Below are 14,150 nucleotides of genomic sequence, written 5' to 3'. Positions count from 1 at the left end.
GTTCCTGACCCGTGTGCAGCGGATTCGTCGCTGCATGGACACGGCATCGCGGATGACGGTATCCGAGAGGGTCAAATCCGCCACGCCTCGTCCGCATTTCGCGAGGCGTGGCTGGTCGTCGTCGCTCACGGTGGAGCGGGCTCACTCACGATGGGGAGAGTTAGTTGAATGTTCAACCTTAGTCGTTGTATGCTGCAGCCATGAGCCAGTCCGCGACCGCCAGCCGCCAGCCCGTGCTGTACCTCAGCCACGGCGCGCCCCCATTGGCCGACGACCCGGTGTGGACCGACCAGCTCGCGACCTGGTCGACGAGGTTCAGCAAGCCGACCAACATCCTCATGGTGTCGGCCCACTGGGAGGAAGCGCCGCTGTCGCTGTCCGCCACCTCCGGCGACGTCCCCCTCGTCTACGACTTCTACGGCTTCCCGCGCCACTACTACGAGGTCACGTATGCCGCGCCCGGCGCACCTCAGCTCGCGGCCGACGTCACCAAGCTCATGCACTCCGGCGACACCCCCGTCCACCGGGACGAGACCCGCGGCCTCGACCACGGCGCCTACGTCCCGCTCGTGGAGATGTATCCCGAGGCCGACATCCCGGTGCTGCAGATGTCGATGCCGACCCTGGACCCCCGGGCGTTGTTCGACCTGGGCCGCAAGCTCGCGCCACTGCGTGACGAGGGCACGCTGATCGTCGGGTCCGGGTTCACCACCCACAACCTGCGCTGGTTCAACCCGGCTGCCGGCCCTGACGGAACCCCGCCGGCCGCCTCCGCCGAGTTCGACAACTGGGCCGCCGAGGCGCTCGAGCGCCAGGACGTCGACGCGATCCTCGACTTCATGCAGAAGGCTCCTGCCGCCCGTGAGGCCCACCCGCGCACCGAGCACTGGGCGCCCTTGTACGTGAGTCTCGGCGCGGCATACGAGTCCGGCAGCCTCGAGAACGAGAGCGTCATCGACGGCTTCTGGTTCGGCCTGAGCAAGCGGTCCTGGCAGTTCGCCTGACCGCTCGGCCCGGTCAGGGGATCACGAGGGACTTGCCGCGCGAGTGGAACTCGCCCTGGAGGCGCAAGGCCTCGGCGGCGTCCGCGAGCGCCCACCGCCGGTCCATCACGGGACTCACCTGCCCGCGGGCCACGAGGTCGATGAGGAGCTCGAGGTCGGCGCGGTTGCGGGAGGCGACCTTGAAGGCAGGGGCGCGCCGGCTGCCGAAGGCGAAGTAGACCGGCACGCTGAGCATCCGCGGCAGGGGGCGCACCCACTTCGACTTGGGCGAGGTGACCATCACGTAGCTGCCACCCGGTGACACCAGGCGCCGGCTCTCGCGCAGGGTCAGGCTCCCCGCGTTGTCGAAGAACAGGTCGAACGTCTCCCCCAGCGAACGCACGTCCTCCTTCGTGTAGTCCACGACTCGGTCGGCCCCGCCGCGACGCGCCGCCTCGACGTTGCCGGTGCTGCACACCGCCGTCACGTGCGAGGCGCCCAGGGCCTTGGCCAGCTGGACGGCGAAGCTGCCCACCCCACCGGACGCACCGTTGACCAGGACCCGCTGGCCGGGTCGGAGGCCGCCCCAGTCGCGCAGGCCCTGCAGGGCGGTCTCCGCGGCCACGCCGACGGTGGCGGCCTGATCGATCCCGACGCCGTCGGGAACCGGCACCAGCCAGTCCGCCGGCGCCACCACGAACTCCGCAAAGCCGCCACCGGACACCTCCCCGAAGACCCGGTCGCCCGGCTGGAAGCGCGTGACTGCCGCGCCCACCGCCTCGACCACCCCGGCGACGTCGGCGCCGGGAACCTGCCGCTTCGGCCGGCGCAGCCCGAGGCTGGGGCGGGCGAACATCGGCAGCCCGGTGACGTAGTGCCAGTCGAGCGCGTTGACCGAGGCCGCTCCGACCCGCACGAGCACGTCGTCGGCACCGACCGACGGAACGGGCACGGTGCGCACCGCGACCACGTCCTCCGGCCGTCCATACCGCTCGTGGACAGCCGCTCGCATCGTCGTGGGCGTCGGCCCGGAGCTCTCGCGGTATGCCGTCCCGGTCGCCTCCTGCTCGCGCGCCGAGGTGGTGGTGTGGTCGAGGTCGTTCATCGTGGCTCCCCACCTCGTGATGGATACTTACGGTGTAAATATACGGTGTAAGTTAGCCCTACGCCGTAAGTCTGTCAATGGCTGACGGCTAGCATTCGTGACGAGAAGCACGCCGATCGGGAGGACCCGTGACCGACACCGTCGAGAGCGACACGCGCGACGCTGCGAAGAACGCCCCTCGCACGCCGCTCAGCCGCGAGCGCGTCATGCGTGCCGCGGTGGACGTGGCGGACTCCGAGGGCATCGCGGCCGTGTCGATGCGCCGGATCGGGCAGGAGCTCGGCGTCGAGGCCATGTCGCTCTACAACCACGTCGCCGGCAAGGAGGCCCTGCTCGACGCGATGGTGGAGCAGGTGGCCACCGAGATCGTGGCGGCCGTGGCGTCCCTCGACTCCCCCGACCCGGCGACCGACTGGCGTGGCGCACTGCGAGCGCGAGCCCTCGCCGCCCGCGAGGTCATGCTGCGCCACCGCTGGGCGCCCGGCGTCCTGGAGACGCGCACGACGATGAGCCTCGACATCGTCCGGTACTTCGACGGCGTCGTGGCGATCCTGCGGGCCGGCGGGTTCAGCAACGACCTGACGCACCACTCCCTGCACGCCCTCGGCAGCAGGGTCATCGGGTTCTCGCAGGAGCTGTTCGACCCCGGCGACGCTGCCGCGGACGGCGCGTCGGAGGAGCTGCTCGCGGCCATGGCGGTGCAGATCCCCCACCTCGTCGAGATGCTCGGCGAGGTCGCGCACGACGACCCTGGCTCGACCCTGGGCTGGTGCGACGACCAGAGCGAGTTCGAGTTCGGGCTCGACGTCCTCCTCGACGGGCTGGAGCGCCGCCGGGCTTCTACCGTGGACTCATGATCACCGCACTGCACACCCTCGTCTACGCCGAGGATCCCGACGCGGCTCGTGCGTTCTTCCGTGACGTCCTGCAGTTCCCCGCAACCGACACCGGCGGCGGATGGCTCATCTTCGCCTCCGGCCCGAGCGAGCTCGGGGTTCACCCGGCGTCGTGGGAGCACGGCGGACAGTCCGGCGGCACGGACCAGCGCTTCGACCTCTCGCTCATCTGCGACGACCTCGCCGCCACCGTGGCGGAGCTGCGTGGGCGGGGCGCCGAGTTCGAGGGCGAGGTCACCGAGCAGCAGTGGGGCTCGACCATCCAGCTCAAGGTTCCCGGCGCCGGGACGATGACGCTCTACCAGCCGACCTACGACCCGCCCGCCCTCGGACACCCCGACCTCGAGGCCATGTGGTGAGGGTGCTCCCGGTGGGGACTCCTGCGTGAAGGAGCTCCCGGGCTGGGTCCAGTGGCTCCTCGTCGGCCGCTTCGTCAACGCACTGGGTTCGATGGCGTGGGTCTTCATCCCGCTCTACCTGGTGTCCGACCGCGGCCTGAGCGAGGGCGCCGCCGGGTCGATCGCGGCCGTCTGGGGTCTGGGGATGATCGCCGGCAACCTCGCCGGCGGCTCGGTCGGCGACCGCTTCGGGCTGCGCCGGACTCTCGCCCTCGCATCGCTGGCCTCGGCCGTCGGCTGCCTGCTCGTCCCCCTGACTCCCACCGCTGCCCTGCCAGTGGTGCTGGCGCTCATGGGCGCGCTCGGAGGCGTGGGCCGACCCGTGTCGTTCGCCCTCGTCACGAGCGCCCTGCCCACCCAGCACCGCCGCCAGGCCACTGCGTCGATGCGAGCGGTCAACAACGCCGGCACCGTCCTCGGCCCACCGCTCGGCGGGCTGTTGGCCGTGCACCACTTCGGCGCGATCTTCGTCATCGACGCCGTGGCGAGCCTGCTGATGCTGGGCGTCGTGCTGTTCGTCGTGCCGACGGCCGCGCGCATCCCCCTGCCGGAGGGCACGCCGACCCGCCTGCTCTCCGCGCTGCGCCAGGACCCGCGCTTCGTCCTGCTCCTGCTGACCGTCGTGGCCGCCGACACCGCCTACCGGTTCGCCTACTCCGCCGTCCCCTGGCAGCTCGACGCGCTCGGTGCGGCCCCGTGGATCTACGGCACGACCATCTCGCTCAACTGCGCGCTCATCGTGGTGTTCGAGCCGTGGCTGGCGCACCGCCTGCGCGAGCGCGCGCCCGAGCGACTGATCGCGCTCGGGTTCCTGCTGGTCGGCGTGGGGTGGGTCGTGGTGGCGCCCTCACCGGGCATCGCGGTGGTGCTCGTCGCCGTCGCCGTGGTGACCGCCGGCGAGATGCTCTACAAGCCGACGGCTACCGCTCACGCGTCGGACCGTGCGCCCGACGGCATGCACGGCCGCTACCAGAGCCTCTACGGCGCGGCCTCGATCGGCGGCACGGTCATCGCGCCACCGCTTGCCGGGGCGTTGTTCGAGCTCAGCCCCCGACTGATGTGGGTGAGCGGCGGCGCACTGGGCGTGGCCGCCGCGGCGGTCCTCGCCTTCACCGGCAGCCAGGCCCTGCGTCGCCAACCGGTTCACGAGACCCACTGATCCACGACACATGCAGCCGGGTATGCCGGGTGGTGAGCACCCGGCATACCCTCACCGTCGGGCGGTGGGGCTCAGTGGCCGCCGGGGCGGCGTCGCGGAGCTGGACGGGTCGGGTCGTCCTCGACCGGTTCGACGTGCTCCGGCACGATGATCGGCTTGAGGCGGGCCCAGACGAGGAACACCGCTGAGGCGACAGCGAGCGCGAGCCCGGTCCACAGGTTGGCGTTGACCCCTCCGGTCTTGGCCTCCGCCGTGTCCATGAAGAACCCGGCCAGGAGGAGCAGCACACCGTAGATGCCCAGCAGGGCACCGATGATGTTGCGGATGTCGAAGGCACCAGCCGCGTGGCCACCCGATGCCTTGGCCGTGGGGTCGGACTTCTTGTCGGTCATGACTACTCCTCTCAGAAGGCGAAGTTGAGGACGAGGACCATGACCAGGGCGATCCCGGCCAAGGGCAGGGTCCGCTGGAACCAGGGCAGCGAAGCCTCCTCGGGGTCGACGAGGTCCTCCCGGGGTGTCTCCGAGTAGACCAGGCCCTTGAGCTCCGACGCAGGGGTCGACTTCGTCACCATCGTCACGAGCACGCTGACGATGATGTCGACGACGAAGGCAGCCGAGGCCGCGACGAAGCTGGCTCCCTGACCCGCCAGGTGGATCACGCCGAGGCTCGCCGACCCGAAGGCGTCCTCGGAGAGGAAGGCGACCACGACGGCCGACAGGGTGCCGCTGACGAGGCCGACCCAACCGGCGGTGGCCGTCATCCGTTTCCAGAACATGCCGAGGATGAACGTCGCGAACAGCGGGGCGTTGAAGAAGCCGAAGAGCGTCTGCAGATAGTCCATGACGTTGGAGAAGCTGCCGGCGATCGACGCGGTGAAGATCGCGACGACGGTCGCCCCCACGGTGGCCAGCCGGCCGATCCGCAGGTAGTAGTCGTCGCTGTGGTCCTTGCGGATGTAGCGCTGCCACAGGTCGTAGCTGAAGACGGTGTTGAAGGCCGAGATGTTGGCTGCCATGCCGGCCATGAATGCCGCGAGCAGGCCCGCGATCGCCAGTCCCAGCAGGCCGTTCGGCAGGACGTCGCGCATCAGCAGCAGCAACGCGTCGTTGTACTTCACCCCCTCGCCACTGGCCCCACCGGCAGGGGTGCCGCCGTTCTTCAGGTCCATGATCTCCTTCACCAGCACGGCCGCGACCATGCCGGGGAGGATCACGATGAAGGGCACGAACATCTTGGGGAAGGCGCCGATGATCGGCGTCTTGCGAGCGGCCGAGATGGACTTCGAGGCCATCGCGCGCTGGACCTCGACGAAGTTCGTCGTCCAGTAGCCGAAGGACAGCACGAAGCCGAGGCCGAAGACGATCCCGATGACGGACAGGAACCCCGAGTCGAAGCCGGACAACGCCTGCCCCGGCCAGGACTCGAGCTGCTGGGCGGCAGGCGGGACCTTGGCCGACGCGGGCGCAGCCTCCGCAAAGGCGGTCAGCTTGTCCTTGAGCCCGCCGTACCCGCCGACGCGGTGCAACCCGATCAGCGTCAGCGGCAGCAGCGACGCCACGATGACGAAGAACTGCAGGACCTCGTTGTAGATCGCGGCCGACAGACCGCCGAGGGTGATGTAGGAGAGCACGATCAGCGCCGCGACGATCAACGCGACCCATAGCGGCCAGCCGAGCAGCGCGTGCACGATCGAGCCGAGCAGGAACAGGTTCACCCCGGCGATGAGCAGCTGGGCGACGGCGAAGCTGATGGCGTTGACCAGGTGGGCCCCGGTGCCGAACCGCCGGAACATGAACTCGGGGACCGACCGCACCTTGGAGCCGTAGTAGAAGGGCATCATCACGACGCCGAGGAACAGCATGGCCGGGATGGCACCGACCCAGAAGTAGTGCACCGTCGGCAGACCGTACTTGGCGCCGTTGGCCGACATCCCCATGATCTCGACGGCGCCGAGGTTGGCAGAGATGAACGCCAGACCGGTGACCCACGCAGGCAGGGAGCGACCCGACAGGAAGAAGTCGATGGAGTCCGACACCGAGCGCCGGGCGATGACGCCGATCCCCAGGACGAACGCGAAGTAGATCGCGACCAGCGAGTAGTCCAGCCAGTTGGCGTCGATGAGGGTGTCGGCAGCCGGGACGGCGAGAGGGGCGAGGAAGGACATCAGCGGCTCCTGGGCGGTGCGTCGACGGAGGTCAGCCCAACCTAGGGCGTATGCCGCGAATCGGCACCCGGGCGCACGCCGCCACCAGCCAGGGCTGGCTCAGACCTTGGCGCCCGCCAGGTCCGGCGCGGGGGCCTCGCCCGTGTCGACGTCCACGGCCGCACCGCTGAACTGCGCGGCATACAGCTCCGCGTAGGCGCCACCCCGGGCGAGCAGCTCGTCGTGTGAACCCTGTTCGACGATCTGGCCGTCGCGCATCACGAGGATCACGTCGGCGTCGCGGATGGTGGAGAGCCGGTGCGCGATCACGAAGCTGGTGCGGTCGTGCCGCAGGGCCGACATCGCCTTCTGCACGAGCAGCTCGGTGCGCGTGTCGACCGAGCTGGTCGCCTCGTCGAGGATGAGCAGCGCCGGGTCGGACAGGAACGCCCGCGCGATGGTGATGAGCTGCTTCTCGCCCGCGCTGATGTTGCCGCCCTCGGCGTCCAGCACCGTGTCGTAGCCGTCGGGGAAGGAGTGCACGAACCGGTCGACGTAGGTCGCCGTGGCGGCGGCCAGCACCTCTTCCTCGCTGGCGCCGGGCCGGCCGTAGGCGATGTTCTCGCGGATGGTGCCGCCGAACAGCCAGGTGTCCTGCAGGACCATGCCGATCTCGTTGCGCAGGTTGTGCCGCGTCAGGTCGGTGATGTCCACCCCGTCGAGTGTGATCCGGCCGGAGTCCAGCTCGTAGAACCGCATGATGAGGTTGACCAAGGTGGTCTTGCCGGCCCCGGTCGGCCCGACGATGGCCACCGTCTGACCGGGCTCGACGGTGAGGTCGAGGTGCTCGATGAGGGGGTTGGCCGGGTCGTAGGAGAACGACACGTCCTCGAACTGCACCCGTCCGTGCGGGTCCTCCAGAGTCGTCGGCTCCGCTGCGTCGGGGCGCTGCTCGGGAGCGTCCAGGACGTCGAAAACCCTTTCGGCAGAAGCCACCCCGGACTGGAGCAGGTTCGCCATCGACGCCACCTGGGTCAGCGGCTGGGTGAACTGCCTCGAGTACTGGATGAACGCCTGCACGTCACCGAGGCTCATCGACCCGCTCGCCACGCGGAGCCCGCCGACCACCGCGATCACGACGTAGTTGAGGTTCCCGATGAACATCATCGTCGGCATGATGATGCCGCTGATGAACTGCGCGCCGAAGCCGGCGTCGAACAGGTCGTCGTTCTTGGTCCGGAAGGCGGCGCGCACCTCGTCCTGCCGGCCGAAGACCTTGACCAGCTGGTGCCCCGTGAACGTCTCCTCGACGATCGCATTCAGCTCACCGGTGCTCTTCCACTGCTGCACGAAGTGCTTCTGTGAGCGCTTGCCGATCGTGGCCGTGACGAACATCGAGACGGGAATGGTGACGAGCGCGATCAGGGCGAGCAGCGGCGAGATGTAGAGCATCATCCCGACCATCGCGACCACCGTGAGAAGCGACGTCAGCAGCTGGCTCATCGTCTGCTGCAGGCTCTGCGCCACGTTGTCGATGTCGTTGGTGACGCGGCTGAGCAGCTCACCGCGCGGCTGCGCGTCGAAGTACTGCAACGGCAGCCGGTTGAGCTTGTCCTCCACGTCGCGACGCAGGATGAAGATCGTGCGGTTGACGGCGCCGGTGAGGATCCAGCCACTCGCCCACGACAGCACGCTGGCCACGGCATAGAGCGCGAGCACGAACAGCAGGACCCGACCGACCGCACCGAAGTCGATCCCCGAACCGGGCACGAGGTGGGGCATCCTGGCGACCATGTCGGCAAAGGTGTCGTCGCCGCGCGCGCGCAACGCCTCGACGACCTGGTTGCGAGTAGCGGTGGGCGGCAACGACTTCCCGACCACCCCCGCGAAGATCAGGTCGGTCGCCTTGCCGAGGATCTTGGGCCCCACGGCGTTCAGGGCGACGCTGCACACGGCCAGCGCCAACACGGCATACAGGGCTGCCCGCTCGGGGCGGAGCAGGGACAGCAGTCGCTTGGCCGAGGGGCCGAAGTTGCGAGACTTCTCCGACGGCAGGCCGATCGACATCGGCCCCCGCCGCTGGGCGGCGTTCGCCACCGGACCGCGCCGCGCCTCCGCAGCCTTCTCCTCCTCGGTCTTCACACCCTCCGAGCTCATGCCGCCACCTCCTCTGCAGATCGCTGCGACTCGACGATCTCGACATACGTCGGGCACGTCTCGAGCAGTTCGTCGTGGCGGCCTGCGCCGACCACCAAGCCGTCGTCCAGGACGACGATGTGGTCGGCGTCGATGATGGTCGAGACCCGTTGTGCCACCACGATCACCGCCGTGTGCCGGGTAACCGGCTTGAGCGCCGACCGCAGCCTGGCGTCGGTGGACAGGTCGAGGGCGGAGAAGCTGTCGTCGAACAGGAACACCTCGGGCCGGGAGACCAGCGCCCGCGCGATCGCCAGCCGCTGGCGCTGCCCACCCGAGACGTTCGTGCCGCCCTGGGCGATCTGCGCGTTCAGGCCCTCGGGCATGGCCCGCACGAAGTCGTCCGCCTGGGCGATGCGCAACGCCTCCCACAGCTCGTCGTCCGTGGCGTCGGAGTCGCCGTAGCGCAGGTTGGAGGCGACCGTACCGGTGAAGAGATAGGGCTTCTGCGGCACCAGTCCGATCCGCGACCAGACGTCCTCGAGCGTCGCGTCCCGGACGTCGACCCCGCCGAGGCGGACGGACCCGCCGGTGACGTCGTAGAGCCTGGGGATCAGGGACAGGAGGGTCGACTTGCCGGAGCCGGTGCTGCCGATGATGGCGGTCGTCCGCCCTGGTTCGGCGGTCAACGAGACGCCTTGCAGGACAGGCACATCCGCGCCGGGGTAGCAGAACTCGACGTCGCGGAGCTCGACACTCGTTCCCGTGCGGGGGATCGCGATCGGCCTGGAGGGCTGGACGACGGTCGAGTCGGTGTGGAGCACCTCCGTGATGCGTCCCGCCGAGACCGCAGCGCGGGGGATCATCATCGACATGAACGTCGCCATCATGACCGACATGAGGATCTGCATCAGATAGCTCATGAAGGCGGTCAGCTCGCCGATCTGCATCTGGCCGTTCTCGACCCGGTGCGACCCGAACCACAGGACAGCCACGGTCGAGGCGTTGAAGATCAGCATCACGATCGGGAAGACCAGCGCCATCAGCCGACCGACCGCGAGCGCCGTCCCCGTGTACTGCGTGTTGGCCTCGGCGAACCGGGCCCGCTCGTGGTCCTCGCGGACGAACGCCCGGACCACCCGGATCCCGGTGATCTGTTCGCGCAGGACGCGGTTCACCCAGTCGACCGACTCCTGCATGAGGCGGAAGTTCGGGATCATCCTGCGGATCACCAGCGCCACGGACAGCGCCAGGGCCGGCACGGCGACGGCGACCAGCCACGACAGCCCGACGTCCTCGCGCAGCGCCATGATGATGCCGCCGACCATCATGATGGGAGCCGACACCATCATCGCCGCACCCATGAAGACGACCGTCTGCACCTGGGTGACATCGTTGGTGTTGCGCGAGATGAGCGTCGGGGCGCCGAACCGCGACACCTCCTGGGCGGAGAAGTCGCCCACCCTCGCGAAGATCCCGGCGCGCAGGTCGCGGCCGAGACCCGCGGCGGACCTCGCCCCCAGGTAGGTCGCGGCGACGGTGGCGACGATCTGCACCAACGAGACGGCGAGCATCCATCCGCCGGTCCTGACGATGTAGCCGGTGTCGCCCTTGGCGACGCCCTCGTCGATGATCCGGCCGTTGAGGCTGGGCAGGTAGAGCGAGGCCATGGTGCCGACCAGCTGGAGCCCCACGAGGAAGGCGACCAGGCCCTGGTAGGGCTTCAGGTAGTCACGAATGATCCGGATCAGCACTACTTCTTCCCCCTGGAGGTGGGCGACGTGGTCGCGGTGGTCGGGCGGGCGAGAGCGCCCTCGAGGACGACGTCGACGAGCTCGGCCGCCGTGGAGTCCTGGCCATCGAGCATCGGGTGGACGCTGGAGAGCGTCAGCATCCGCAGGTAGCCGATGAAGTTCTTGACCGGGATGCGCAGCAGGGCGACATCGTCACCGATGAGGGAGGTGAAGGCCTCGTCGAGCTCGGCGGTCCCCTCCTGGCGGCGCCGCAGCGCCTTCGCGTCCATCGGGCGGTGCAGCGGTTGGCCGGACGACTGCAGGACGCTCATCAGGGCGAAGATGCCCTGCAGGTGCTTCTGCATGACGGTGACCGCGGCGGCGAGGCGTTCGCGCAGGGGCAGGTCGCGGTCCACGGCGGCCAGCTCGGCCTTCACGGCGGCCGTGTCGAACGCCTCGTGGACGCACGCGTGGATGATCTCGTCCTTGCTCTCGAACACCCGGAAGATCGTGCCCTCGGCGATCCCCGCGGCCTTGGCGATCTCGCGGGTGCTGATCCCCCGGCCCTTGTCCCGCAACAGCGGGATCGTGGCGGAGATGATCGAGGCCCGGCGGTCCTCGGGGGCCATCGCGGGGGCGCGTGGTGACATGAGGATCAGTATGAGTGAGTGAGCACTCACTCACAACAGGGTTTCCCACCTGCACAAACGGCCCCGCCCATGACGAATGTCCCAGAGGTCACTCACTCGCGAGCCCCCGCCAGTCCCGGAAGCGGGCCGTCGTCAGACGAGCAGGCCGTCGGCGACGAGCTCGCGCAGCAGCGGGACCGCCGAGGCGCGCACCTCGCCCACGTCGGAGCCGAGCAGCTCGGCGATCGCCGCCACGGCAGCGTCGGCAGGCAGCGTCCCGTCGCACACGCTGACCAGCGCCGCCCCCACCGTGTCGAGCCGGACCGCCCGGCGCAGCCCGCCACCCTGGCGCAGCAGGATCACCGACGGGTCCTCGGCACCGGGCCGGCCGTGCCGCTCCTCGGTCACGTCGTCGGCGCAACGCCACGCGACGGCCAGGACCTCGTCGTCAGTGTGCTCGGCCAGCCAGGTGCGGGCCCGCAGTCCGGAGAGGACGTGCGGACCCATGGGTGCGGCCACCGGACCGGTCGCCTCGGTCAGCTCGACGAAGGGACTCCGCTCCTCCAGTGGCCGCTGCAGGGTGATCACCCCGAAACCGATCGCACTCACGCCGCGCGACGCGAAGTCGTCGAGCCACGCGGCATACATCGTCGCGAACTCGGTCGTGGCGCTGTGGTGACCCCCGTCGCGGGACCAGGTCTCGGCGTACTGCGCCGGGTCCTGCACGTCGCGCTGGACGATCCAGGCATCGAGTCCGGTGCCGGCAACCCAGCCGCGCACCCGGTCGCGCCAGTCGGCCTCACCGACGACCTCCCAGTTGCCGAGGAACTGCGCCACCCCACCGCGTTCGAGATGGGCCCCGATGGAGCGCACGAGGTCGGCGACGACCGCATCGCCGGCCTGGCCGCCGTCGCGGTACTCGAACAGCGGGACGTCTGGAGTCCGCGGCGTGATGACGAACGGCGGGTTGCTGACGATGAGCCCAAAGCGTTGTCCTGCAACGGGATCCAGCATCGAACCCTCGACGACTTCCCACTCGCACTCGTTGAGCAGTGCGTTGAACCGGGCGTAGTCCAGCGCCCGCGTGGAGATGTCGGTGACCGTGACCTGTTTGGCGTGTGCGCCGAGATGCAGGGCCTGGACCCCGCATCCCGTGCCGAGGTCGAGGGCTCGCTCGACAGCCGGCCGCGGCGTCCAGGACGCCAGCGTCGTCGATGCACCGCCGATCCCGAGGACGTGGTCTTCGCGCAGGGGCGCCCGGGTCTGCAGCTCGGTGAGGTCGGAGGCGATCCACCACGCGTGGTCGTCGTCGCCGTAGGGCCGCAGGTCGCACGTCGAGACGACGCCCGGCCCCTGCGGTGCCACCAGGCGCAGCGCCGTCGCACCGGACAACCCCAGGGTGGGGAGAGCGGCCGCCGCCTCCTCGCTGTCGACGGCGTCTCCCAGCGCGAAGAGGCGCACCAGGGTCGCGAGCGGGGTGCCGACGTCGACGGTGACCCGCTGCGCGGGCAGCACCTGCTCCCGGGCGAGGGCCGCTGCCGCGAGTGGTCCCAGCAGTTCACCGACCGCCTCGACCGTGTATGCCGCGGCGACCAGGTCGGCCCGCAGGCGGGCGACCAGCTCGGCGTCGGCGCGCGGTGTGGGGGTGGTCATCCGTCGAGCAGGCCGCCGAGGTTGAACCCGCCTCCGCCGCCACCGCCCTGGGCCGCGGGCGGCGTCCACTCGCTTGGTTGGACCACGACGAAGCCCGGCCCGGAGAAGGCGTACTGGAAGGCCTCGCCCGAACCACCGCGCAGCATCGAACGCACGTTCATGCTCGACACCACCTGAGGCACCAGGTTGGCCGACCAACCCACACAGGCCTGCACGTCGACGTAGGTGGGCTGCTGGCTGCAGTCGAGGATCACCGGTTGCCCGACCGTGTGGATCGCGACCGTCCCGGTGCCGTGGAGGGTGGTGTTGAACAGCCCGCCGCTGAGCATCCCGGCACCCTGCACCCGCTTGATGTCCCACTCGATGGTGGAGTCGAAGGCCAGCAGGTTGCGGGCGTTGACCGACAACGCGTCGCCGGTGAGGTCGATGAGGAAGACGAAGCCCGCCTCGGACGCGAAGAAGACGTCGCCCTCCCCCGAGACCCGCATCAGCGAGACGTCCTCGCCGGTCACGACCTTCTTGAAGAGCTTGCCGACGCTGCCTGCCTTCTCGTGGTCGAAGCGGATCTGCCCCTGGTAGGACACCATCGCTCCCTTGACGGCGAGGACGTCGCCACCGAGGTGGACCCGCAGCATCTGGGGGTTCTGCAGCGCGAACCGCTGCTGCGCCTGGACTTCGAGGTTGGCCTGGTCAAAGAGCGGACTCTGCATGGCCCCAGCCTAGGATGCGGGCCGGTCCGTCGGCAGGCGATAGGCGTACCAGGTGTCGCGCTGGGCCCCCAGCCCGTCGTAGAGCCGTTGGGCGGTCTCGTTGTCCGGCGCGGTCTCCCACGCCAGCCAGCCCGCCCCGCGGTCGGCTGCGAGCCGACGACACGCCTCGATGAGCCCCGCACCCACTCCCCGACCACGGGCGTGCTCCGTGACGAACAGGTCCTCCATCACCGCCAGCGGCTGGGCGAGGGTGGTGTCCCAGGTCCAGAGCATCGTGGCGTGGCCGAGCGCCTGACCCGAGCCCTCGCGAGCGATCAGCTGGGTGCCGCCCGCACCCTCGTCGAGGAAGGCGGCGGCCATCGCGCGCAGGTCCTCGTCGGCCGGGTTGCTCTCGTAGAACGTGCAGTACGCCCGCATCAGGGGCAGCAGGTCGACCAGGTCGTCGGTGGTGACCTGCGAGATGTGGAACGAGCGCTGCGGGTCCATGGCGCGACCCTACGCGCGGTCGTGAGCACGCGGCATACCCCGGCTGCTTCCGGGCGAGTGGCCGATTTTCCGGGGTGACGGAAAGGGCCGGCTCACCCAGGGCCGGCTCACCCAGG

Annotated in this window: 13 protein-coding genes; 4 read left to right on the top strand and 9 right to left on the bottom strand. The window is 69.7% G+C overall.

What is annotated here, in order from left to right; translation table 11 throughout:
• The first annotated feature begins 200 nt into the window (after positions 1-200).
• Complete coding sequence (locus AC1DWR_RS16965) at positions 201-1,004, top strand: dioxygenase family protein (RefSeq protein WP_477613872.1); 804 nt, start codon at positions 201-203, stop codon at positions 1,002-1,004.
• Between the two features lie 13 nt (positions 1,005-1,017).
• Here AC1DWR_RS16965 and AC1DWR_RS16960 read toward each other — a convergent pair whose 3' ends face one another.
• Positions 1,018-2,088, bottom strand: a complete 1,071-nt coding sequence (locus AC1DWR_RS16960; protein ID WP_477613873.1) for an NAD(P)-dependent alcohol dehydrogenase — start codon at positions 2,086-2,088, stop codon at positions 1,018-1,020.
• 128 nt (positions 2,089-2,216) lie between these two features.
• On the opposite strand from AC1DWR_RS16960, the gene AC1DWR_RS16955 reads away from it, so the two are divergent.
• The 3 genes from AC1DWR_RS16955 to AC1DWR_RS16945 are packed head-to-tail and all read left to right on the top strand — an operon-like array spanning position 2,217 to position 4,541.
• On the top strand, positions 2,217-2,945 hold the full coding sequence (locus tag AC1DWR_RS16955; RefSeq protein ID WP_477613874.1) for a TetR/AcrR family transcriptional regulator: 729 nt from the start codon (positions 2,217-2,219) through the stop codon (positions 2,943-2,945).
• On the top strand, positions 2,942-3,343 hold the full coding sequence (locus AC1DWR_RS16950; protein WP_477613875.1) for a VOC family protein: 402 nt from the start codon (positions 2,942-2,944) through the stop codon (positions 3,341-3,343). The genes AC1DWR_RS16955 and AC1DWR_RS16950 overlap by 4 nt, the downstream gene beginning before the upstream one ends.
• Before the next feature lie 25 nt (positions 3,344-3,368).
• Complete coding sequence (locus AC1DWR_RS16945) at positions 3,369-4,541, top strand: MFS transporter (RefSeq protein WP_477613876.1); 1,173 nt, start codon at positions 3,369-3,371, stop codon at positions 4,539-4,541.
• 71 nt (positions 4,542-4,612) lie between these two features.
• Here the strand turns inward: AC1DWR_RS16945 and AC1DWR_RS16940 are convergent, their stop codons facing one another.
• The 8 genes from AC1DWR_RS16940 to AC1DWR_RS16905 form a co-directional block, all read right to left on the bottom strand.
• Positions 4,613-4,933: a hypothetical protein gene (locus tag AC1DWR_RS16940; protein ID WP_477613877.1), complete on the bottom strand. Its 321-nt coding sequence runs from the start codon at positions 4,931-4,933 to the stop codon at positions 4,613-4,615.
• Positions 4,934-4,944: 11 nt separating this feature from the next.
• Positions 4,945-6,708: a sodium:solute symporter family protein gene (locus AC1DWR_RS16935; RefSeq protein ID WP_477613878.1), complete on the bottom strand. Its 1,764-nt coding sequence runs from the start codon at positions 6,706-6,708 to the stop codon at positions 4,945-4,947.
• A gap of 99 nt (positions 6,709-6,807) precedes the next feature.
• A complete protein-coding gene (locus AC1DWR_RS16930; RefSeq protein ID WP_477613879.1) occupies positions 6,808-8,844 on the bottom strand; it encodes an ABC transporter ATP-binding protein in 2,037 nt (678 codons plus the stop codon).
• The gene (locus AC1DWR_RS16925) at positions 8,841-10,577 is read right to left on the bottom strand and encodes an ABC transporter ATP-binding protein (protein ID WP_477613880.1); all 1,737 of its coding nucleotides are present in this window, start codon (positions 10,575-10,577) and stop codon (positions 8,841-8,843) included. Before AC1DWR_RS16925 ends, AC1DWR_RS16930 begins: the two co-directional genes overlap by 4 nt.
• Entirely contained in the window at positions 10,577-11,206 is a 630-nt protein-coding gene (locus tag AC1DWR_RS16920; protein ID WP_477613881.1) for a TetR/AcrR family transcriptional regulator, read from the bottom strand. The genes AC1DWR_RS16925 and AC1DWR_RS16920 overlap by 1 nt, the downstream gene beginning before the upstream one ends.
• A 132-nt stretch (positions 11,207-11,338) precedes the next feature.
• Positions 11,339-12,838 (bottom strand): DUF7059 domain-containing protein, encoded by a 1,500-nt coding sequence (locus AC1DWR_RS16915; protein WP_477613882.1) that lies wholly within the window; start codon positions 12,836-12,838, stop codon positions 11,339-11,341.
• Positions 12,835-13,548 carry an AIM24 family protein gene (locus AC1DWR_RS16910; RefSeq protein WP_477613883.1) on the bottom strand — a complete coding sequence of 238 codons (714 nt, stop codon included), beginning with the start codon at positions 13,546-13,548 and terminating at the stop codon, positions 12,835-12,837. Before AC1DWR_RS16910 ends, AC1DWR_RS16915 begins: the two co-directional genes overlap by 4 nt.
• A 9-nt stretch (positions 13,549-13,557) precedes the next feature.
• The gene (locus AC1DWR_RS16905) at positions 13,558-14,034 is read right to left on the bottom strand and encodes a GNAT family N-acetyltransferase (protein WP_477613884.1); all 477 of its coding nucleotides are present in this window, start codon (positions 14,032-14,034) and stop codon (positions 13,558-13,560) included.
• Positions 14,035-14,150: the final 116 nt, after the last annotated feature.

The organism is Pedococcus sp. P2_E2, assembly GCF_056403955.1.
The sequence above is the reverse complement of the archived record's forward strand: the minus strand, read 5'-3'. Positions and strand labels throughout refer to the sequence as shown.

Excerpts from the sequence above, each read along its gene's own strand:
- AC1DWR_RS16965 (WP_477613872.1), top strand. The coding sequence starts at position 201 with ATGAGCCAGTCCGCGACCGCCAGCCGCCAGCCCGTGCTGTACCTCAGC.
- AC1DWR_RS16960 (WP_477613873.1), bottom strand. The coding sequence starts at position 2,088 with ATGAACGACCTCGACCACACCACCACCTCGGCGCGCGAGCAGGAGGCG.
- AC1DWR_RS16950 (WP_477613875.1), top strand. The coding sequence starts at position 2,942 with ATGATCACCGCACTGCACACCCTCGTCTACGCCGAGGATCCCGACGCG.
- AC1DWR_RS16940 (WP_477613877.1), bottom strand. The coding sequence starts at position 4,933 with ATGACCGACAAGAAGTCCGACCCCACGGCCAAGGCATCGGGTGGCCAC.
- AC1DWR_RS16935 (WP_477613878.1), bottom strand. The coding sequence starts at position 6,708 with ATGTCCTTCCTCGCCCCTCTCGCCGTCCCGGCTGCCGACACCCTCATC.
- AC1DWR_RS16930 (WP_477613879.1), bottom strand. The coding sequence starts at position 8,844 with ATGAGCTCGGAGGGTGTGAAGACCGAGGAGGAGAAGGCTGCGGAGGCG.
- AC1DWR_RS16920 (WP_477613881.1), bottom strand. The coding sequence starts at position 11,206 with ATGTCACCACGCGCCCCCGCGATGGCCCCCGAGGACCGCCGGGCCTCG.
- AC1DWR_RS16915 (WP_477613882.1), bottom strand. The coding sequence starts at position 12,838 with ATGACCACCCCCACACCGCGCGCCGACGCCGAGCTGGTCGCCCGCCTG.
- AC1DWR_RS16910 (WP_477613883.1), bottom strand. The coding sequence starts at position 13,548 with ATGCAGAGTCCGCTCTTTGACCAGGCCAACCTCGAAGTCCAGGCGCAG.
- AC1DWR_RS16905 (WP_477613884.1), bottom strand. The coding sequence starts at position 14,034 with ATGGACCCGCAGCGCTCGTTCCACATCTCGCAGGTCACCACCGACGAC.